This window comes from Actinomycetospora aurantiaca (assembly GCF_037401875.1).
GTDB classification, from domain to species: Bacteria; Actinomycetota; Actinomycetes; order Mycobacteriales; family Pseudonocardiaceae; genus Actinomycetospora; species Actinomycetospora aurantiaca.
The window spans coordinates 427,070-448,014 of the sequence record NZ_JBBEGN010000001.1 but is presented as its reverse complement, the minus strand read 5'-3'; the positions used below and the strand labels follow the sequence as shown (position 1 = coordinate 448,014).

14 protein-coding genes are annotated in these 20,945 nt (G+C 75.7%); 6 read left to right on the top strand and 8 right to left on the bottom strand.

What is annotated here, in order from left to right; translation table 11 throughout:
• Window positions 1–7: 7 nt before the first annotated feature.
• Window positions 8–973, bottom strand: coding sequence for a glycosyltransferase family protein (locus WCD74_RS02075; RefSeq protein ID WP_337693156.1), 966 nt, complete (start codon window positions 971–973; stop codon window positions 8–10).
• Between the two features lie 163 nt (window positions 974–1,136).
• Between WCD74_RS02075 and WCD74_RS02070 the strand changes: the two genes are divergently transcribed.
• Window positions 1,137–2,282, top strand: a complete 1,146-nt coding sequence (locus WCD74_RS02070) for a glycosyltransferase (RefSeq protein WP_337693155.1) — start codon at window positions 1,137–1,139, stop codon at window positions 2,280–2,282.
• Window positions 2,283–2,285: 3 nt separating this feature from the next.
• Here the strand turns inward: WCD74_RS02070 and WCD74_RS02065 are convergent, their stop codons facing one another.
• A complete protein-coding gene (locus WCD74_RS02065) occupies window positions 2,286–3,524 on the bottom strand; it encodes a right-handed parallel beta-helix repeat-containing protein (protein ID WP_337693154.1) in 1,239 nt (412 codons plus the stop codon).
• Window positions 3,525–3,541: 17 nt separating this feature from the next.
• Window positions 3,542–4,843, bottom strand: coding sequence for a sugar transferase (locus WCD74_RS02060; RefSeq protein WP_337693153.1), 1,302 nt, complete (start codon window positions 4,841–4,843; stop codon window positions 3,542–3,544).
• Window positions 4,844–5,309: 466 nt separating this feature from the next.
• On the opposite strand from WCD74_RS02060, the gene WCD74_RS02055 reads away from it, so the two are divergent.
• Both WCD74_RS02055 and WCD74_RS02050 read left to right on the top strand, forming a co-directional pair.
• Entirely contained in the window at window positions 5,310–8,345 is a 3,036-nt protein-coding gene (locus WCD74_RS02055; protein WP_337693152.1) for a helix-turn-helix transcriptional regulator, read from the top strand.
• Between the two features lie 83 nt (window positions 8,346–8,428).
• Entirely contained in the window at window positions 8,429–9,952 is a 1,524-nt protein-coding gene (locus WCD74_RS02050) for a DUF4397 domain-containing protein (protein WP_337693151.1), read from the top strand.
• Here WCD74_RS02050 and WCD74_RS02045 read toward each other — a convergent pair.
• Entirely contained in the window at window positions 9,913–10,818 is a 906-nt protein-coding gene (locus WCD74_RS02045; RefSeq protein ID WP_337693150.1) for a glycosyltransferase family 2 protein, read from the bottom strand. The two genes, WCD74_RS02050 and WCD74_RS02045, sit on opposite strands and share 40 nt — an antisense overlap.
• A 263-nt stretch (window positions 10,819–11,081) precedes the next feature.
• Here WCD74_RS02045 and WCD74_RS02040 point away from each other — a divergent pair, with 263 nt between their 5' ends.
• The gene (locus tag WCD74_RS02040) at window positions 11,082–12,353 is read left to right on the top strand and encodes a glycosyltransferase family 4 protein (RefSeq protein WP_337693149.1); all 1,272 of its coding nucleotides are present in this window, start codon (window positions 11,082–11,084) and stop codon (window positions 12,351–12,353) included.
• Here the strand turns inward: WCD74_RS02040 and WCD74_RS02035 are convergent.
• The 3 genes from WCD74_RS02035 to WCD74_RS02025 form a co-directional block, all read right to left on the bottom strand.
• Window positions 12,333–13,235 (bottom strand): helix-turn-helix domain-containing protein, encoded by a 903-nt coding sequence (locus tag WCD74_RS02035; RefSeq protein ID WP_337693148.1) that lies wholly within the window; start codon window positions 13,233–13,235, stop codon window positions 12,333–12,335. The genes WCD74_RS02040 and WCD74_RS02035 overlap by 21 nt on opposite strands.
• 220 nt (window positions 13,236–13,455) lie before the next feature.
• Window positions 13,456–14,505 (bottom strand): cellulase family glycosylhydrolase, encoded by a 1,050-nt coding sequence (locus WCD74_RS02030; protein WP_337693147.1) that lies wholly within the window; start codon window positions 14,503–14,505, stop codon window positions 13,456–13,458.
• A gap of 128 nt (window positions 14,506–14,633) precedes the next feature.
• Window positions 14,634–15,485 carry a hypothetical protein gene (locus tag WCD74_RS02025; protein WP_337693146.1) on the bottom strand — a complete coding sequence of 284 codons (852 nt, stop codon included), beginning with the start codon at window positions 15,483–15,485 and terminating at the stop codon, window positions 14,634–14,636.
• A 131-nt stretch (window positions 15,486–15,616) separates the two neighbouring features.
• Here WCD74_RS02025 and WCD74_RS02020 point away from each other — a divergent pair, with 131 nt between their 5' ends.
• Window positions 15,617–18,760, top strand: coding sequence for an ATP-binding protein (locus WCD74_RS02020; protein ID WP_337693145.1), 3,144 nt, complete (start codon window positions 15,617–15,619; stop codon window positions 18,758–18,760).
• A gap of 369 nt (window positions 18,761–19,129) precedes the next feature.
• The gene (locus tag WCD74_RS02015; RefSeq protein WP_337693144.1) at window positions 19,130–19,870 is read left to right on the top strand and encodes a hypothetical protein; all 741 of its coding nucleotides are present in this window, start codon (window positions 19,130–19,132) and stop codon (window positions 19,868–19,870) included.
• Between the two features lie 290 nt (window positions 19,871–20,160).
• Here WCD74_RS02015 and WCD74_RS02010 read toward each other — a convergent pair whose 3' ends face one another.
• Window positions 20,161–20,868, bottom strand: coding sequence for a hypothetical protein (locus WCD74_RS02010; protein ID WP_337693143.1), 708 nt, complete (start codon window positions 20,866–20,868; stop codon window positions 20,161–20,163).
• Window positions 20,869–20,945: the final 77 nt, after the last annotated feature.

Sequence of the window (20,945 nt, the reverse complement as noted above, 5' to 3'; positions counted from 1 at the left end):
TGAACGGTTACGTCACGTCGCCGAGCATCCCACTCACGAAGTCCTGCACGCCCAATCGGGTGGCGGCCCGTCGGGTCGCGGCCACCCGGCGCTCGCGGGAGTCGATCAACCGGGTCAGCGCGGCCCGCACCTCGCCGACCGGGTCGGGCGCGCCCAGGTCGGCGACCTCCCCGATCCCGGTGCCGGTCACCATGCTCGACGCCCACCCGCGCGCGGGTCCGAGCACCGGGACACCCCGCGCCGCAGCCTCGGCGACGATGCCGCTGGGGGCGTCGTTGTCGTGCATCACCGCCACGGCGTCGACGCCCGCCACGGCCGCGTCGAACTCCTTCTCGGCGAGCAGCCGGTCGTCGACCTCCAGCCGCCCCACGAGGGAGGACTCCGCGAGGGCGGCCGCGACGGCGGGGTCGCAGCGGCCGGCGACGACGAGCTGCACCGTCGGCAGCTCGGCGAGGGCCTCGAGGAGCAGCGGCACGTTCTTCCGGGCAGTGACCACGCCGAACACCCCGAGCCGGAACGGCCCACCGGACGCACGGGGCGCCGGGATCCCGTCGGGCACCGTCACCGGGTCGCGCACCGGCAGCACCCCCGGGAACCCTCGCCGTCGCACGACGACCCCGAACGCGTCGGTCAGGAACCGCATCCGCACCCCGGGCAGGCGGGCGAGCAGCCAGGTCAGCGGCGGCTTGACGACCATGCCAGCGGTCGCACGCTCCGGCCCGCCGGGCAGCGTCGTGCGCATCAGCAGCACCGAGACCGGTGGGCGCCGACGGCCCGCCCGCAGGAGGGCGAGAAGCAGCGGGGCGACGTTCTTGTCCCCGTCGGGCACGACGAGCCGGGCGCCCGCCGCGGACGCGGCCTCCACGGCGGCCGGCACGGCCTCGCGGCGGCCGGCGGGCAGGACGACGAGCCGTGCCTCGAGGTCCGCGAGGTGCTCCGCGAACTCGGGGGAGTCGCGGACGGACTCGGGCACGAGGAGTAACCGATCGGGGGGTGCCACGGCGGCCATCAGGAGCCGGACGTACCTCAAACGGTGGCCCAGTGGGTCGAGCTCCATCACCGCTACGGGTTTTCTCACAGCCTGATGACCCACATTCCCATGGTCCGTGTCCCCCAGACGAACGATACTGCTCCGTGTGGGAACGACCGTAGGTCACGACGCGCACGGCGTCGGCATGAAGATCGCGTGGCTCACGGACGCGCAGGCCCCCTACCGCGAACCGCTGTTCTGCGAGCTGGCGGCCCGCTGCGACTTCCACGTGCACTTCCTGTTCGCCGAGGAGCCGGAGCGGCACTTCGTCTACCGCCCGCACCCCGGCTACTCCTCGGGGGTGCTGCCGTCGCGGCGGCTGCCGCTGCCGAAGCGGATCGCCCGCCGCCTGGACTCCTACCAGGCCGTGCTGCGCCCCGGGCACACGCGCCGGCTGCTGGCCGCGGCCGACCTCGTCGTCATCCCCACCTGGGCGCAGGCCGCGAGTGCGTGGACCATGCTGCGTGCCCGCCGGGCCGGGGTCCCGTACGTGATCTTCTCGGAGTCGACGCTGGACTCCCGCCAGTTCGACCGCGGGCCGGTGGCCTGGCTGCGGACGCGGCTGTTCACCCGCGCCGGCGCGGTCGTCGTGCCGGGTCCGTCCGCCCGCGACGCCGCCCTGCACACCGGCGTGGAGCGCGACCGGATCGTCGAGTCCGTGAACTCCGTCGACCTCGAGGCCTTCGGCACGCGGCCGCGGGAGCTCCGCGCGGGCGCCGGGACCGGGCCGGACGCCGAGCACCACCGCTACGCCGTCGTGGGTCAGCTGATCCCGCGCAAGAACGTGCACACGCTGCTGGACGCGTTCTCCCGGCTCCCGGGGTCGCCGACCCTCGACGCGGCGGGCGACGGCGTCGAGCGCGGACCGCTCGAGGACCAGGCCCGCGCGCTCGGGGTGCTCGACCGGGTGCGCTTCCACGGGTTCCTCGACGAGCCCGGGGTCGTCGAGGTCCTCGCGCAGGCCCAGACCCTGGTGCTGCCCTCCACCGAGGAGGTCTACGGCTTCACCGCGCTCGAGGCGCAGGTGGCCGGGCTGCAGGTGGTGGTGTCCGCGCGCGCGGGCATCGCGGAGAACCTGGTGGACGTCGACGGGGCCTGGGTCGTGGAGCCGGACGCGGAGGGTGTGCGCGCCGGGATGGAGGCCGCCCGTGCCGCGTGGACCGGCTGGAGCGAGGACGTCCCCGAGGACGCCGCGTCGCCCAAGCGCACCGCGGACGACGTCCTGGACGCGGCCCGACGCGCACTGGCCTGACGGTCAGCCGACCGCGTTCGACGCCACGGTGATGCCGGTGGAGCCGGTGACCTCGACGGCGTCCTGCGCCGCGAGTCCGCTCACCCGGTTCCCGGTGACCGAGCCGCCGGAGACGCCCTCGAAGCTCACCGCGCGCACGGCCTCGGAGCAGCGGAACTCGTTGCCGGTGACGGTGACCGCGGTCGGCGGCACCACCGGCCGGCCGCCGGCGGAGAGCCCGCGGCCGCCCGCGAGGGCGTGCACGACGGCGATCGGCTCGGTGTTCGCGGTCGCGTCGAAGACGTTGCCGCGCACGACGATGCGGGTGACGCCCTGGATGAGCTGGACGAACGCGAACTCGGTCAGCCCGCACGCGGTCATGGTGTTGCCCTCGATCGTCACGTCGGACGACCAGTCCTCGACGTGCAGCGCCTCCATCCGGTAGTTCGTCATCCGGTTGCCGCGCACCTCGACGCGCGCGCAGTAGGCGACGCCGACCGCGAACCCGGGGGAGTCGTTGTCGCGGAAGGTGCAGCCGGTGACCCGCACGTCGCGGAACGAGCCGGACGGGCTGTTGAACTCCAGGTCGGTGTTGGCGTTGCGGGCGAACGTGCAGCCGGAGACGTCGACCCCGACCGTCACCGCCGGCGAGTCGTTGGCCTGGTAGAGCCCGTAGGTCAGCCGGTGGAAGAGCGAGTCGCGCAGCGTCAGGTCGGTCGAGGTGTCCCCGGCGACGCCGAGCTGGATGCCGTGGCAAAAGGCGTCGTAGGTGTCGGTGGCGCCGGAGAACACCAGGCGCGAGAGCGTCAGCCGGTCGACCCGGCCCACCCGCAGCAGCACCGTCTCGACGTCGCCGGCGCGGGCGAGCTCGAGCCCGTCGAGGGCGGCGTCGGCCCCGGACACCTCGATCGCGGCGACGCCCCGCGGGGTCATCCGCAGCACCGAGCGACCGGGGACTCCGGCGAGCATCACCCCGGCCGGCAGGCGCAGCGGCCGCTCCGGGACGAGGTGGTAGGTCCCCGCGGGCACGAACACGGTGTCCCCGGGTGCCGCCGCGGCCAGGGCCCGGGTGAACGCGGCCGCGTCGTCGGTGACCCCGTCGCCGCGCGCCCCGGCGACCCGCACGTCGTGCACCGTCCCGCGCGTGGTCGGGGTGCCGGACGGGCGGGGCAGGTCGTCGTCGGCCTCGGGTGGCCCGGGCGCGGCCCCGCAGGCCGCCATCGCCGCGACCGCGGTGCCGAGCGCGGCCCCCGCGCCGAGCACCCGCCGTCGGGACGTGGTCAGCGGCCCCGGGCGAGCACGACCTCGCCGACCGTCCGGAGCAGCACCTTCACGTCGAGCCACAGCGACCAGTTCTCGATGTAGTAGTTGTCGAAACGGGCGCGGTCCGAGATCGGCGTGTCCCCGCGCAGACCGGACACCTGGGCCAGGCCGGTGAGCCCGGCCGGGACCCGGTGCCGCTGACCGTAGCGCGGGTGCTCGGCGGAGAACCGCTCGACGAAGTGCGGGCGCTCCGGGCGCGGCCCGACGATCGTCATCTCGCCGCGCAGGATGTTCCACAGCTGGGGCAGCTCGTCCAGCGACATCGCGCGCAGGATCCGCCCGACGGGGCCCACGCGGGGGTCGCGGGCGACGGTCCACTGCGTGGCGGACTCGGTATCGGACGCGGGCCGCATGGAGCGGAACTTCAGGCACTGGAACCGCCGGCCGTCCCGGCCGATGCGCTCCTGGCGGAAGAGGATCCCGGGCCCTCCCTCCCAGCGCACCGCGGCGGCGCAGACCGCGAGCACGGGGGAGAGCACGACGAGGGCGGTGGCGCTCGCGAGGATGTCGAACAGTCGCTTGGCCGCCCAGGCCGGCCCCTCGAGGGCGGGCGTGCGGATGCGCATCACCGGGAGCGAGCCGATGTGGTCGGTGTGGCCGTTCTGCGTGGCGAAGGCGTGCAGGCGCGGGACGACCAGCAGGTCGCAGTGCGCGGCGGCGGGCGTGCGGACCCGGTCGAGCAGCTCGCCCTCGTCCAGGCCGCCGTCACCGACGATCAGGACGTCGACGCGGTGGTCGGCGATCAGGTCGTCCAGGACGTCCAGCCCGCCCAGCCACGGGACCCGCGCGGAGGCGGGCCCGGGCGCCGCGTCGATGTAGCCGACGACCGCGAGCCCGTAGCGGGCGTAGCGCTCCAGCAGCGTCGCGACCTCCCCGGAGAGGTCGCCGCCGCCGAGCAGCACCGTGCGGTGCGCGACGATGCGGCGCCGCCGCGCGGTGAGCACGACCGCCGTCGTGAGGATCCGCCCCACGACGACGAGGCCGACGGAGGCGAGCGAGGCGATGACGAACTCGGTCACGCCGACGTCGTCGTGCCGGACGGCGAACACGGCCGCGACCAGCGCGATCGCGACGAGCATGCGGCCGAGCAGCCCCGGCAGCTCGTCGAGCACGGACAGGTGGAGCCGGGCGCGGTACCGGCCGCCGCCGCAGACCAGCGCGACGGTGAGGACCGCGAGCGCGGCGAACGCCTTCCACGAGTCCGGGGTCCACAGGGCCGGCGCGGCGGCGGCGAGCGCGTCGACGGGCAGCACCAGCATCCACGCCTGGATCGATCCCGCCCGGCGGAGCCCGAACAGCGGGCGTGCCGTCGGCGGGTCCAGCGGGGCGGCCGGGCGCCGGTGGTCGGCGGTCGGTCGCGGGAGCGGGACGGGCGCACGGGTCGGTGCCGGGGCCGGGGGCGCCGGAGGTGTCGACGCCGTCCCTCCCGAGAACTCCGATGTCGTTGTCGACGACATCAACGGACCACCCCTCCGAGGAACGCCGTGCCCGGACTACCGCCGGGGAGGATCGTGGTCGACCGGTTCGGGCCTGGACCCTGGGAAGAGTTCCCAGGGTGTGTCCCGGCTGCGTCACTCCATCGTGAGGACAAATGTGTCGCAGTGGTCCGTTCGTGTGAATATCAGCTACCCTACGGAGATAGCTCGATCTCCACGGTCCGGCTAGTGTCGACTTGTCGGTCCGCCGATCGTGGGACCGGTAGCCGAGCGTGACGGGGAGGCCGGGGTGGCGGGGACGGGCGTGGCCGAGCCGGAGCTGACGACGACCACCCCGGTGCGGGTCGGTCACGGCGACGAGATCGCCCGCCTCCACGACGAGCTGGACCGTGTCCGCCGGGGCCGTGCCGCCCGCGTCCTGCTCACCGGCGAGGCCGGGATCGGCACCACCACCCTCGCGGACGCGTTCTGCGCCCAGCTCGCCGGCACGCACGACGACGCCGTGGTCGTCCGGATGACCCCGGCCGAGGCGGTCCCGGCCCGCGCCGCGACCCCGGTCGCGTTCGCCGCGGTGGACCAGCTGGCCCGGGCGCTGGACGCGCAGACCGCCGGGCCGCGCACGACGGCGGCCCGCTCCGCGATGGCCCTGCACGACGCGGTCCTGGCGATGCGCCGCCCGCTCGCGGGCGACCGGCCGCGGCCGGTGGTGCTCGCCCTGCACGACCTGCAGCACGTCGACCCCGCCTCGGCCGAGGTGCTGACCGATCTCCTCCGCCGCCTGCACGCCGGCGGCATCCTCGTGCTCGCCACCGCGACCGAGCCCGCCCGCCTGCCGGAGGGCACCCGGGCCTGGTGGCCGCGGCTGTTCGCCCCGGACGCCGTCGGGGGCGAGCTCCCGGGCCGGCGCCCGACGGAGGTCCGCACCGTCACGGTGGGCGGGCTGGACCCGCGGGCGGTCGCGGCGCTGGTCGCCACCCGTCGTCCCGCGGCTCCCGTCCCCGGCCTGGTCGTCGCCGAGCGGCTCGCCGCCGCCACCGGCGGCCACCCGGTGCACCTCGAGCTGCTCCTGCGCCAGGTCCCGGACGAGGTCCTGGCGGGCACCGCGCCCCCGCCGCCGCCCCGCAGCCTCGCCACGGAGGTGGCCGGAGCGCTGGAGGGTCTCCCGCCCGGCACCCGCCGCCTGCTGGGCGCGCTCGCGGTCGTGGGGGAGCCCGCGACGGTCGCGCTGCTGGAACAGGTCGCGGAGTCCGACCCCGGGTCGACCGCGCCGGAGACGGTGGACGCCGCCGTCGAGGCGGGGCTCGTCGTCGCGACCGCGGACGGTCCGACCCTGGTCCTGCGCTTCGTGCACCGGCTGGTCCGCGACGCGGTCTACCGCCGGCAGTCGCCGGGGCGGATCGCGCAGCTGCACTGCACGGCCGGGTTCGTCGTCGGCGGCCGGACGGCACTGGCCCACGCGGTCGCGGGCGCGGCCGGGCGCCCGTACCCCGCGATGGCCGACGCCCTGGAGGAGTCCGCCCGCGCGGAGGTCGCCGACCACGACGAGGCCGCGACCCGCCTGTTGTGGGCGGCGGAGCTGTCCGCCGTCGGGGCGGACCGGCAGGCGCGCCTGCTCGAGGCCGGGGTCCGGCTGGTGCGCTCGGGGGCGGTCGCCCGGCTGCGCGAGCTCGAGCCCGAGCTGCGCCAGGCACGGGCGTGCGCCGCCCGCGACCTCGCGCTCGGCGTCCTCGCCTCGGAGGCCTGCGACCCGGACGCCCACGTCGTGCTGCAGGCCGCGGTGGACGACGCCGACGGCCCCGACGACGTCCTCGCGCTCGCCGCGGTCCGGCTCGGGTACGACCACGTCCAGCACGGCCGGGGCGCGCGGGCGGTCGAGGTGGTCGCGCGGGTCCCGTCGCTGTCCGACGACCCGCGGGTCCTGGAGGAGGCCGCGGTCGTCGAGGCGAGCGGGCGGGCCCAGCAGTGGGGTCCGGCGGCGGGGCTCGACGTGCTGACCGACCGGCTCGCCGGGGCGTACGGCCCCGACCCCGCGATCGTCGCCGGCCGCCTGAACCTCGCCGACGGCCGCATCGTCGAGGCGTACGCGCGCCTGCACGAGGGCCTGGACCGGATCCGGGGCGGCACGGCGACCACGATGGGCCGGCTGGTGCACCTCTACCTGGCCGAGGCGGCGTTCCGGCTCGGCCGCTGGGACGAGGCCGAGGCCGAGGCCCGGGTGGGGGCGACGACGGACGCCGAGCCGGGCGCGGCCTGGATCGGGCCGTCCGCACGGGCCACGTGGGCGACGATCGTGGCGGTGCGCGGCGGCGCGGAGGCGCAGGCCCACCTCGACCGCGCCCGCGCCGACCTCGGGCGGTCCCCGCACGCGCTCGGCCTGTTCACGGTGACCGTCGGGGAGGCGCTCGTCGCGCACGCCCAGGGCGACGCCGAGCGGGCCCACCGCCTGCTCACCGGGCTGGCCGACGACCCGGTCCCGCCGCTGCTGTCCAGCCCCACCGCACCGTGGCGCGCCCTGCAGGCCGAGGCCGCGCTCGACGTCGGGTGGGTGACGGTCGCGGACCAGATCGTGCACGGCTGGCCGGTCGGCGGCACCCCGCTGTGGTTCGTGCTGGCCCGCCACCGGCTGCTCGCGCGCATGGCCGAGGCGCGCGGCGACATCGACGGGGCACGGACGATCTACCGGGGCGCGCTGGACCTGGTGGCCGCCGACCCGGAGGGCGCGTCCACCTGCCCGGTCGAGGTCGGTGCGCTGCACGCCGCGGCCGGGGCGCTGGCCCGCCGGCAGGGCTGGACGACCGCGGCCGAGGACCTGGCGGCGGCCCGGAGGCTGTTCGCGGCCCTCGGGGCCCAGCGCTGGGTCGTGGCGGTGGACGCGGAGATCGACGCGGGCGTGCCCGGGGTCTACGGGCCGCCGTCGGAGACCCGGGGGTCCGAGCGCCCCACCGCGACCACGGACGACCTGGTCGAGGGCCTCCTGGCCGACGACGAGCAGCCCGACGAGGGACGGGCGGCCCAGCTGGCCCACGGCGAGCCCGCGACGACCGGCCCGATGCTGCCGCAGACCACGCCCGTCCCGGTCCGCCGCACCCCGGACACCCTCCCGGCCGCCTCGGTGGAGGCCGTGTCGGCCGCCTCGGCGGACCACCACACGCTCACCCCGCGTGAGCGCGAGGTGGTCAAGCTGGTCGCCCAGGGCCTCACGAGCCGCGAGGTCGCGGCCGCCCTCTACGTCACGCCGAAGGCCATCAGCTACCACCTCGGCAACGTCTTCGCGAAGCTCGGCGTGACCTCGCGGCGGCAGCTGTGGGGTCGGACGTTCGAGTAGGGCTGCCGGGAGACGGAGCGCAGCGGAGCTCGACCCGAGGACTCAGCCACATAGGTGTCGCCCGGATGGGGTAGAGGAGCGTCATGGCAGGAGCTTCCCGACGGCGGGTCTGGTGGGTTCTCGGGGCCGCGGCGGCGGCCGTGGTGGTCGCCGTGGGCGCGGTGACCGTCGTCGGGGTGCGGGAGGCCACGGCCGACCCGGGCACCGGCATGCTGCGCCTCGCGCACCTCTCGCCGAACACGCCCGCGGTCGACATGTACGCGCAGGGCCCCGACCTGCCGCTGACCAAGGTCGCGGGCGACGTCGCCTACCGCGCGGTGAGCCCGTACCTCACCGAGCCGGCCGGCAGCTACCGCATCCAGGGCCGCCCCGCGGGCGCCCCGGCGAGCGCGCCGCCGCTGTTCGACGTCGGCGTGGACGTGCCCGCCGGCTCGGCGCAGACCGCGACCTTCGTCGACATCGGCCCGAACGGCGCCACCCAGGCCCAGGTGCTCGACGACGAGACCGCCCCGGCAGCGGCCGGCTCCGGCGGGCTGCGCATCGTGCAGGCCGCCGCGGAGGTCGGGCCGGTCGACGTCCTCGCCACCGACCCGTCCGGCGACTCACCGCAGATCCCGCTCGCCCGCACCCTGTTCTACGGCTCGGCGACCCCGTACGCGACCGTGGCCGCGAAGCCGTGGGAGCTGCGCATCTCCAGCCGCAGCGGGAAGTCCGCCACCCTCGAGGTGCCGGTGACCAGCACCTCCGTCGCGACCCTGGTCGTCACCCGCGGCGCCGACGGCGGGCTCGCCACGCAGGTCGTGGCCGACGCCGCCTCCGCCGCGTCCGCCCCGGCGCCCGCCCCCGGCGCGCCCGCCCCCACGCCGAGCGAGGCCCCGCGCACCGCGGAGTCCTCGGTGCCGCCGGTCGCCCCCGGCACCCCGGAGCCGCCGCAGCCCTCGAGCGCGGAGACCACGTCCGCCGCGCCCCCCGCGCCGAAGGCGCCCACCCCGCCGGCCGGTGGGATCGGCGCCGGGCTCGGCGGGCTGGCCCACTCGGGGCTCGCCGCCGGGGGCATCTGGGACACCGTCTCCGGCTGGTTCTCCGACGACGACGACGCGCTCGCCGGTGTCGCCCCCGCCGTGAAGATGCCGCTGGCGATCGCCACCGCCCCGCCGCCCGACGGTCCGCGCCCGACGTCGCTGTCCATCCCCGCGATCGACCTGGACGTCGAGGACCCGGTCGACCTGCGCGTCGACTACCGCGGCGCCCTGCAGGTGCCCACGGACTTCTCGAAGGTCGGCTGGTTCTCGTCGTCCGCGGTGCCCGGCGATCCCGGCTCGTCGGTGATGGTGGGGCACATCGACACCCGCCGCGGCCCGGCCGTGTTCGGCGCGCTGGACGACCTGAAGCCCGGCGACGTCATCGAGGTCGGCCGGTCCGACGGCGGGACGGCACGCTTCGGGGTGGACTCCGTGGAGACCTTCGCCAAGGACGGGCTGCCCACCGAGCGGGTCTACGGCCCGACGACGGCGCCGACGCTGCGGCTGATGACCTGCGGCGGCCCGTTCGACGACGGGACGCTGAACTACCGCGACAACGTGGTGGTGTTCGCGACGCCGCGCTGACCCCGCTGCGGCCGCCGGCCCAGCGCCGTGGTCGCCAGGTGGTGGCGCCACGACGTCGGGTCGGTGGACGCGGCCGCGATCAGCTGCGAGCGCAGCCAGGTCAGCGGCTCGCGGGCCAGGCCGAGCGCGATGTCGCGGCGGCGCACGACCCCCGCGTGCTCGCGGCGCAGGGTGCGCAGGAAGCGGTGCTGGGTGCCGGTGTTCGCCCGGCGGTGCGCGGAGGTCATCGAACCGGACGCGAGCCGGAACGACGCCAGGCTCTCCGGCATCCCGTAGAAGCCGCCCTGCGTGACCAGGCGGGCCGCGAGCCCGACGTCGAGCACGTAGGTGTCGGCCGGGAAGCCGCCGCAGGCCTCGTAGGCGGCGCGGCGGAACAGCATGTTGCCCGGCGCCCCGATCGGGTTGCCGCGGTGGCGCACGATGCGGCGCAGCACGGTGGCGCCGTCGCGGCGGCCGAGCAGGTCGGCGGCGCCGAGGGCGCGGCCGCGCACGATCACGCGGTCGTCGTCGTCCACCAGGTCGTGCCGGCACGACACGAGCGCGAGCGCGGGGTCGGCGTCCATCAGCGCGACCTGCTCGGCGAGCAGGGTCGGGGCCACGAGGTCGTCGGCCATGAGCACCTTCACCAGCGGTGCCCGGGCGAGCCGGACCGCGCGGTCGAAGTTCTGCGGCGCGGGCACCGTGGCCTCGTTGCGCTCCACGCGGATGCGCGGGTCGTCGAACGCGGCCACCACCTCCGCGGAGCCGTCCGTGCACGCGTTGTCCAGCACCACGACCTCGAAGTCGGCGAAGGTCTGGTCGAGCACGCTCGCGATCGTCCGCCCGATGTACCGCTCCTTCTGGTAGAGCGGGACGACCACCGACACCCGCGGAGCGCGGTCGGGCTCGGCGTCACTGCGTGTCGTCGGTTCAACGGTGGTGGAGCGTTCGGGCGACACCACGCCATCCTCCGCGTCATCGCGCGTCACCGTCAACGGACCTATCGGACACGTGGCGCATCGGACAGCGTTCTCGTGTGGCCCAGCCCTGGCAAACCTGGGATCCATGACCAGGGTGCCGCTCTGTCGTGCCGCCGATCATCGGGACCCGGATCGGTCGGTGTCGGCGGACGAGGGAGAGCGGGAAGACGATGGTGTTGGCCCCGGGCCGTCCCGGCGCGCGGGAGCAACCCCGCCCGGTCCCGACGACGGGTCTGGACGTGTGCGTGATCGGCATGCACTACGCCCCGGAGCACACCGGCAACGCCCCCTACACGACCGGCATGGTCGCGGCGCTGCACGCGGCCGGGCACCGGGTGCGGGTGGTCACCGGCTACCCGCACTACCCGGCGTGGGAGGTGACCGAGGGCTACACCGGGCTGCGCCGGCACGAGGTGCTCGACGGCGTGCCGGTCACGCGGGTGCGCCACCCGGTCCCCGCCGTCCCCGACGCGCGCCGCCGCATCGTCATGGACGCCGCCTTCACCGCGCACGCCGCGGCGGTCGGCGGTCCGCGACCCGACGTCGTGATCGCCGTCAGCCCGGTCCTGCTCACCGTGCTGGCCGGCCTGCGGTGGAAGCGCACCGGCCGGACCGCCCTCGGCGTCGTCACCCAGGACCTCTACTCCCGCGCGCTGACCGAGACCGGCATGACGTCCTCGCGGATCGCGTCGCTGGGGGCGCGGCTGGAGGGGTCGCTGCTCTCCCGGGCCGACGGCGTCGCGGTGGTGCACCCGCAGTTCTCCTCCACGCTCACCTCGCTGGGCGTGGCGGCGGACCGGATCACGACGATCCCGAACTGGTCGCACATCGCGCCGCCCACCGGCGACCGCGCCGCGGTGCGCCGTGAGCTCGGGTGGCGCGACGACGAGCTGATCGCGCTGCACGCCGGGAACATGGGCGTGAAGCAGGGGCTGGAGAACGTGGTGGAGGCCGCGCGGCGCGCCGACGCCGCCGGATCCCCGGTGCGGTTCGTGCTCCTGGGCGACGGCAACCAGCGCGCCCGCCTCGAGGCCCTCGGCGCCGGGATCGAGCGGTTGACCTTCCTCGACCCGCTGCCCGGCGACCGCTTCCCCGACGCCCTCGCCGCGGCCGACGTGCTCGTCGTCAACGAGGCCGAGACGGTGGCCGAGATGAGCGCGCCGTCGAAGCTGACGTCGTACTTCGCGGCCGGCCGTCCGGTGGTCGCCGCGTCGTGGGGCCACTCGGCCGCCTCGGCGGAGCTGGCGCGGGCCGACGCCGGCGTGCGGGTGGATCCGGGGGAGCCGGAGGCGCTGCTGGCTGCCGTCGTCGCGACGGCCGGGGACGACGTCGCAGGCGCGCGGGGTCGGGTGTACGCCGAGGACGCGCTGGGCGCCGGCCGGGCGCACGCGGCGTACGTCGCGTGGGTCGAGGGCCTGGCGTCAGGGCGTGCAGCGCGGTAGTCCGCGTCCGCCGCGGTCCCCGCGCACCACGTAGACCTCCGAGAGGTAGCCGGTGCGGCCGTCGGGGAAGCTCGCGCGGTACCAGAGGTCGGACTGCACGCGGTCGGGGTTGCGCGCCTGGTCCGGGTCGGCCAGGTCCACGTTCCACATCATCTGTCCGGTCGTCCAGCAGCTCGCGACGACCGCCGCCCCGGACACCATCTCCGTCCCCGGCACCTTGCACGACCGGCTCGGCGACGCGCAGTACGACAGCGCCTCCGTGGACAGGTAGGCCGGCGTGCGGTCCTCGACGAGCCGGTCGGCGCCCAGGGCCACCTTGTTCTGCACCTCGATCGCCTCGACGGTCTGCGGGGCGGCCTCCGGCGCCGGCACGGTGACCCAGCCCAGCAGGAAGCCCAGCGCGATCCCGATGACGGCGGTCGCGGCGACCAGCAGGACGGTGCGGCGGCGTCGTGTGGGTTCCCGGGGTGTCAGCGGTGGCACACGGCTGCCGTCGGACGTCAGCAGGTCGCCACGCTCGTCGGGTGCGGCGTCCCCGTCGGGTGGCAGTCGTGTGCCACCGCTGACCTCCGGTGGCAGCCGTGTGCCACCGCTGACATCCGGCCCCGGCTCCACCACGGCGCCCGTCCGCAGCGCCTCCCACCGCGCCCGCCACGGCTCCGGGTCCGCGTCGCAGGCCCGGACGTAGTCCTCCACGGTCTCCCAGCGCGGCAGGTGCCGTCCGGCCGAGGCGTCGGCGAGCGCGGTCTTGGAGCGGCCGGTCCGCCGGGCCATCGTCGTGAACTTCGGGCTGCCCGCCGCCTCGCGCAGGGCGCGCAGGTCCCGGGCGAACTCCACGAGCGGGCCGCCGGCGGGGTCGAGCTCACGCTGGGGTCGCGGCACGCTCGGTCATCGCCCCCCAGACCCCCGGCCGTTACCCGTCCAGGTGACCACTCCCGCCCCGTCCGCCTGCTCCGGGGTGCCCCTCGAGACCTCGGAACTCCGGCCCCGACGCGGGCGCGGGAGTGGTCACCCGAGAAGGGATACCGGGCGGAGATGATCTCGGGGAAGGGTTCCGGACAACCCCGGTTCCGCCGTCCTATCCCGTCCGTCCGCCGGACAACTACAACGTGGGGGCGTTCGTCGTGAACGTCGTCCACGCCGGTTTCGGCTGGTCGGAGAGGGTGCGCAGGCCGAAGTGCTGCTCCCGGCTGCTGGTCGGCAGGCCGTCGCGGAGGTTGTAGACGAGGAACGTCCGGACGTAGGGCCACTGCGCGACGAGCCGGAACGCGTCGGCGAGGATCGCGGCCTGCTGCTCGTTCGTGACGACGCCCGGCGCGGGCAGGGTGGGCGACCCGAACTCAGTGATCCAGATGCCCTTGGCGGAGTCCCCGCGGGAGACCATGTAGTTCCGCAGGGTGGGCACCGCCGCGAAGCCGGTGGACCCCGTCCTCGACGGCAGCGTCGGGAACGAGTACGGGTGGAACGAGATCCCGTCGAAGGACGACTGGGCGCCGCTCTGGTAGAGCGCGTAGATCCACGCCGAGGTCGCGTAGTGGCCGGGGGCCCCGTCGTCACCGTCGGAGGAGATGCCGCCGGAGAGGATCGTCGAGCCCGGGTCGGCCGCCCGCAGCGACGCCGCGACCGGCTTGAGCAGCTTGACGTACTGGTACGGGTCGGGGGACGGGTTCCACGCGCTCGCGAGGTTCGGCTCGTTCCACACCTCCCAGACGTTCACGTACGGGCCGTAGCGCTTCGCCATGACCGTCGCGAACGCCGCCATGTCGGCCGGGTTCGTCGGCGGACGGCGGTTCGACGTGCCGGAGGGTCGCGCCCACGACGGGGTGTAGCCGATCAGCCCGATCACCTGCAGGCCCCCGGTGACGGCGGAGCGCACCGCCTGGTCGGTGCGGGTCCAGTCGTAGGACCCCCGGGAGGTCTCGATCGCGGACCAGTCCACGTCCAGCCGGATCCAGCGGGCGCCGGCCGCCTTCATCGTCGACACCTCCCGGGACTGGGAGGCCGCGTCGGCGAAGAGGAACGAGCCGCCGGGGGAGAAGCCGGCGCGGCCCGCCGGGGCCGCGGTCGCGGGGGTCGGCTCGGGGGTGCCGTGCACGAGCGAGGCCAGCACGATCGCGACGACGGCGGCGATCAGCAGGGGGAGGCGACGCACGGTGCGCTCGTCCTTTCGGTGGAGTGCCGGGGCACCCCAACGTACGAGCGCGGCCCGGCGTCACCACGTCAATCCACCCCATCCGGTACGACTGCGCCGAACGAGGTAACGGTCGCGCCTCCGGAAGGTCACACCGGCGTCGGCGGCGGGGGGAGCGGGGCGCCGGGACCGTCGATGCGGTCCACGTGGTCGGCGGTCCACGGGGCGTCGAGCAGCATCCGCGGCGTCACCAGCCCGAACGGCAGCCACGGGCCGAGCACCGAGTCCGTGCGCGTCGCCGGCGTGAACCGGCCCTGGTGCAGCGCCGGCCCGCCGCGCGGCAGGAACGGGCTGAGCAGGATGTCGACGGCCGCCTGGTCCAGGAACGTCGGCATGGCCTTCTCGACGGCGGCCAGGAGCCGGTCGTAGGGCGCCTGCAGGTCGTCCTCGGTGAGCCAGCCGAGGGTGCGGACCAGCAGCGAGTCCAGGAACCCCTCCTGCGCCTGCGGCCCGGTCGCGGGCCGCTGCGGGTCGACGGGGGCGAGCGCGTCGACCGGGAACCGGCGGTCGTAGAGGCGGGCGATCAGCTCCGCGCAGTAGAACTCGCGGCGGTCCGGCACGCCCTCCCACGCCCCGGCCGCGTCGACGGCGAGCCGACGGACCTCCTCGGCCTGCGCCGGCGCGAGGTCGTGGGCGAACGTGGCCAGCGCGATCGCGACGATGACGATCTTCGGGACCGAGAACGTCCCGTCGTCGTCCGGGCTGCGCAGGGTCTCCAGGCGCTCCAGGGCGGGCCCGCGCGGCACGTCTGGGCGCAGGGCGAGCCGGTAGACCGACTGGCCGAGATCCCAGAAGTGCGAGACGTGGTCGGCGCGGATGCCGCCCAGGTCGAACGGGCGGGTCCGGCAGAACGACATGTGGGCGGACGTCATCTGCCCGTCGCCGTCCCCGGTCGCGATCGCGGAGTGCGAGAACGCGGACCCGTCGAGCCGGGTGATCATGTCCCCAAGCGGTTCGCCGGGGATCGGCGTGACCAGGAGTATGTCGCCTGCGGCGACCTGCTCTATGGCGATGACCGCTTCGGACGTATGGTCGGCGTACGAGGTCACGGGCGGTGACTCCTGGGGGAGTGGTGACGGACGTTCGTCTGCTCGGTGCGGTCGAGGTGGTGGGCACGCCGCCGGTGCGCAGCACGATCCTGCGCTCGCTGCTGGCCCACCTCGCGCTCGATCCCGGTCGGCCGGTCGCGACGACGACGCTGATCGACGAGCTGTACGACACCGCGCTGCCGAAGAACCCGGCGGCCGCGCTGCACGTCCAGGTGACCCGGCTGCGCAAGTGGGTGTCCCCGGCGCTCGTCGAGAGCACCGGCGGCGGGTATGCGCTGCAGATCCCGCGTTCGGCGGTGGACCTGTGCCGCTTCCTCGACGCCGCGGGCCGCGACCCCGCCGGAGCGCTCGTCGAGTACGGCGGCGAGGCCTTCCCCGGGTGCCGCCCCGGACCGCGGCTGGCCGCCGAGAGCCAGCGGGTGCGGCGCTCGCACCGCGAGGTCGTCCGCGAGCACGCCCAGCGGCTGCTCGACGAGGGCCGCGCCCGCGAGGTCATCGCCCTGACCGCCCCGGTGCTCGACGAGGACCCCGACCACGAGGGCATCGCCGCCGTCGCCGCCCTCGCCCTGCACGCCGAGGGGCGTACCGGCGAGGCGCTGAAGCTGCTCGCGGCGACCCGGGCGGTGCTGCGCGCGGAGCACGGCGTCGACGCCGGGGAGGCGCTGCGCGCCGCGGAGCGCGCGGTCCTGGACGTCGAGCAGCGCCGCCGGCGCGACGTCGTCGGGCGCGGCGCACCCCTCGCCGCCATCCGCGACGCCCTCGACGACACCCGCGCCGGCCACGTCGTCGTGGTCGCGGGGGAGGCGGGCATCGGCAAGTCGACCCTGCTCCGGGCCGCGAAGGACGAGGTCGGACGGCGCGGCGGCACCGTCGGGCACGGGCTGTGGGAGCACGACCAGGCGCCGTTCGCGGCGTGGGTGCAGGCCCTGCACGCGGTCGGGGTGGCGCCGCCGTCGCTGCGCGACCCGACCCCGGGCCGCACCCTGCGCCGCCGGCTCGCGGCGATCGCGGCGGAGGGCCTGGTCCTGGTCGTCCTCGACGACGCCCACCGGGCCGACCCGGCGTCGCTGCACGTCCTGCGCGGGCTGGGCCAGGCGGGGCTGCCCGCCGGGGTGGTCGTGCTGGTCGCGGCGCGCGAGCCGGGCACCGTGACCCACCCGACCTGGAGCGACACCGCCGCCGACCTCACCCTGCTCGACGGCGTCCTCCGCCTGCCGCTGACCGAGCTCGACGAGGCCGGCACGCGGGCGATGGTCGTCGACGCGATGGGCTGCGGGGAGGCGGGGGACCGCCTCGTCACCACCCTCTGGGAACGCACCGGCGGACACCCGCTGCACCTGTCCGCGCTGCTCGCGGAGCTGAAGGACCTTCCCGACGAGGCCGCGCGCGAGGCCGCGACGCGGCGCGTCCCGGAGCGGCTGCGGCCCCTGCTCGAGCACCAGCTGGGCGGGCTGCCCGAGCCCTGCCGGCAGGCGCTCGAGGCCTTGGCCGTCCTCGGGCCGCTGCCGGTCTCCGAGCTCGCCGCCGCCGTCGGCGTGGACGAGCGCACCCTGACCCGCGACCTGCGACCCGCCGTCGGGATGACCCTGGTGGAGTCCACCGGCGACGGCTTCGCCTTCCGCCACGACCTCACGGCCACCGCCGTCCTGGACACCGTCCCTGCGGTCGTGCGCGCCCAGCTCCACCGCGCCCGCCTCGCCGCCCTGGACGGGCGCGCCGAGCCGTTCACGGTGCTGCGCCACGCCGTGGGGGCCGCGGTGCTGCTGCCGGCGGTCGAGGTCGCCGACGCGCACCTGCCCGCCGCCTTCGCCGCCTACCGCGACGGGGCGCTCTCCACCGCGCTCGAGCTGCTCGACGCCGCGGCCCCGGCCACCTCCCGCCCGGTGCGCGTGCGGTTGCTGCGCGGCCTGGTGCGCGAGGTGCAGGGCCGGGTGGACGAGGCCGCCGACCTGTTCGACGCGGTCGTCGCCGATCCCGGGGCCGAGGTCGCCGACGCGGTCGCCGCCGCCCTGGGGGACGACGCGCTGGGGCCGTCGGTCGCCGGCCGGCCGCGACGCCTGGAGCGGTTGCGACGGGTGCACGCGCTGCCGCTGACCGACCTCCAGCGGGCCCGGGTGCTGCGCGGCCTGGTCGTCGAGGAGCAGCAGATCGACGGCGGCGGGACGGCCTCGCTGGTCGGCGAGCTGCTCGCGATGGGCGACGGCGGCGCCGAGCCGGTGCTGGCGGCCGAGATCGCCGTCACGCGGGCCTACCTGCAGATCGGGGTGTCCGTCCCGGCCGCGGAGCGGGTCGCGACCGCCCGCCGCGCCGCGGCCCTCGCCCGCACCGCCGACGAGGTGACGCTGCGCCTCGAGGCCGACGAGCTGCTCGTCGCCGCACTGGTCGGGGCCGGCGAGCTGGACGAGGCCCTCGCGCTGCAGGCGGAGCTCGGTCCCGAGGCCGAGCGGCGGCACCGCCCGCGGACGATCTGGGCGGTCGGCCTGGTCGAGGCGTCGGCGCTGCTGGCGTCGGGCAAGGTCGAGGAGGCCGACCAGGTGGCCCAGGACGCGTTCGGGCGCGCCCACGAGTTCGGCATCGCCGACGCGCTCGGCGCCTTCGGGGCGCACCTGGTCATCCGACACCTGCTGACGGGGAGCCTGCCGACCCTCGGCGGCCTGCCGGCGCAGACGGCCGTGAACTACCCGCGCGAGCCGGCGTGGCCCGCGTGCGCCGCGGTCGACGCCGTGCAGGGGGGCGACGGGGACGGAGCCCGGGAGCACCTCGCGGAGTTCCACCGCCGCCGTCACGGGCGCGAGGGCGGGCTGTTCGACCGGGTCGGGCTCTGCCTGGCGGCGTGCGCCGCCTACGCCCTCGACGACCGCCCGACCGCCGACCTCGTGCTGCGCGCCCTGCCCGACGACCCCGGCTCGACGGTGGTCGTCGGCATCGGCGCGGCGTTCCTCGGGCCGCTGGACCTCTACCGGGGCCTCGCCCTCGCCGCGCGCGGCGAACGGGCCGAGGCCCACCGGCGCTTCCGGGCGGCTGCGGCGACCGCGACGGCGCTCGGCTGGTACCCGTGGGCGGATGCGGCGGACGGCTTCGCGGAGGACCTGGACGAACCGGTCCCGGGGCGGCCCTCCGACACCCCGGGGCCGGTCCTGCCCCTGGGACTCCGCCGAGCGCTCTGAGAGCGTCCCCTCCCGGCCGGTGTCCACCATCCGCATTGGATCGGTCCCGGCTTTCCGCAACCTTTCCGCACGCCGGGTCCGGGCTCCGTCCTCGTCGTCGAAATGGGCTCACCCGATCGTGCATAGGTCCGACCGAGTTCGGGTACGGCCGATCGAGTTCCACGCCGGTGACATTTCGTCAGTGTGCAGATCGTGCCGTTCCTGCAGCTCAGAAGGCGTTCTAGGAATTCTCGGAGATGGTGGCGTCACCCGTCCGTGATGACTTCGTTATCGGTGTAGGGCGACGGTCGGTGACCGCGCCATCCCGGTTCGGGGGGCGCCGGGTCCTCCTGCCGTGCGTTCATCTCACGATCGAGGAGGGACCTCACCATGGGTGCACACAGCGCTCCCCGCCGTCGCGACGGCAAGCTCCAGGGACTCGCCGGACGCGGTGCCTTCACCGCGGTCGCGGCGTTGACGCTGGTCGGCGGCGGCAGCACGGTCGCCTTCGCCGGCGACATGCCCACGTCGCACGAGAAGACGACCGAGAAGTCCGACGACCACGGCCAGAAGCACGAGCAGGACTGCGGCTGCGGTCACGAGCACGGCGACAAGCACGAGCACGGCGACAAGCACGAGCACGGCGACAAGCACGAGCACGGCGACAAGCACGAGCACGGCGACAAGCACGAGCACGGCGACAAGCACGAGGGCAAGCACGACGAGGGCAAGCACGACGACGGCAAGCACGACGACGGCAAGCACGACGACGGCGGCACGCTCCCGGTCATCGACGACATGCTCGGCGACGACGAGGCCGACGACGAGGCGGTCGAGGACGAGGAGATCACCACGCCCATCGCGGAGCCCGACGCGCCGGAGGGCGAGGACGACGAGAAGGCCGAGGACGTGGCGGCGACCACCCCGGTCGGCGAGCCGACCACCGAGACGGCGCCCGAGGACGTCACGGTCACCCCGGTCGAGCCCGAGGGCAGCAAGGACAAGGACAAGGACAAGGACAAGCCCGCCAAGGAGAAGGACGGCAAGAAGTCCGAGGACGGCAAGAAGTCCGAGGACGGCAAGTCCGACAAGGGCGGCAAGACCAAGGCCCCGGAGTTCCAGGTCTTCTGATCCCGTCGGCGGGCCGGTCGAGGGGGGCGGCCCGCCGGCACGGTCCGAACTTCTGTGGCGACACGCGCAAGATCCAGCGCGACACGCCACAGAAGTTCGGATCCACCGGCACGACCACGTCCCGCCGGCGCCGAGTGCTACGTCAGGCAGGAATCGCGGCCGGCGGACCTGCCTCACGTCGCACTCGGTGCCGGGACCTGGCGCCCCCATCGGCGAGTGCTACACCACGAAGGAATCGGAGCCCGACGACCTGCCCCACGTTGCACTCGGCGCACGCACGCACGCGGAGCTCACCCCACCTGCTGCCACACCCCGGGTCGCGTCTCCGTCCACACCGACGGCGCCGTGTCGGTGACCGCGTCGGGCACGGGCGTCGACAGCAGCGTCCCCCGCACCTCCGCCCCCGGCTCCAGCATCGCCCCGCCCGCCCCGCTGATCCGCGCCTCGAGCGTGCACGCCCCCGCCGGGAGGCCCGGGTACGACGCCGGGCCCGCCCCCAGCGGCGACACGGCGGGTCGGTTCTGGCACAGCACCGCCGACGGCCCCGTCGTCACCGACTCCGGCAGCGACCGCAGGCCGATCTGCACCCGCAACGAGGCCAGCGGGTTCGGCGCCGGCGCGCCCGCGGTGTTCCGCACGACGATCGGCGCCAGCAGCAGGTGCGAGCCCGCCGTCGAGCCTCGCGTGCTCGGCGCGAACGGGCCGACCCCGATCTCGTAGGACCAGCCGCCGAGCTGCACCGGGGTCCCCGGCGCCACGGACTCCGCGAGCACCGGCGGCGGGTTCCCGACGGCGGCCGTGCCCGACCCGGCGTCGGAGTCGGAGAGGAACGTCAGCGCCAGCACGACCACCAGCACCGCCGCGAGCGCCCCCACCACGACGACCACCGACGTCCGGCCCCGCCCGCCCCACGTGGTGCGCTGACCGGGCCAGTAGCCGTCGTCAGGGTCGTCGGAGTCGTCGGGATCCGGCAGCTCCCCGAACGGCGGCCGCGCCATGCCCACCCCTTCCCGACGACGGGTCACGACGCTAACGCACCCGCTGACACCGAGCGTGATGTCACGCAGCGTCTGGA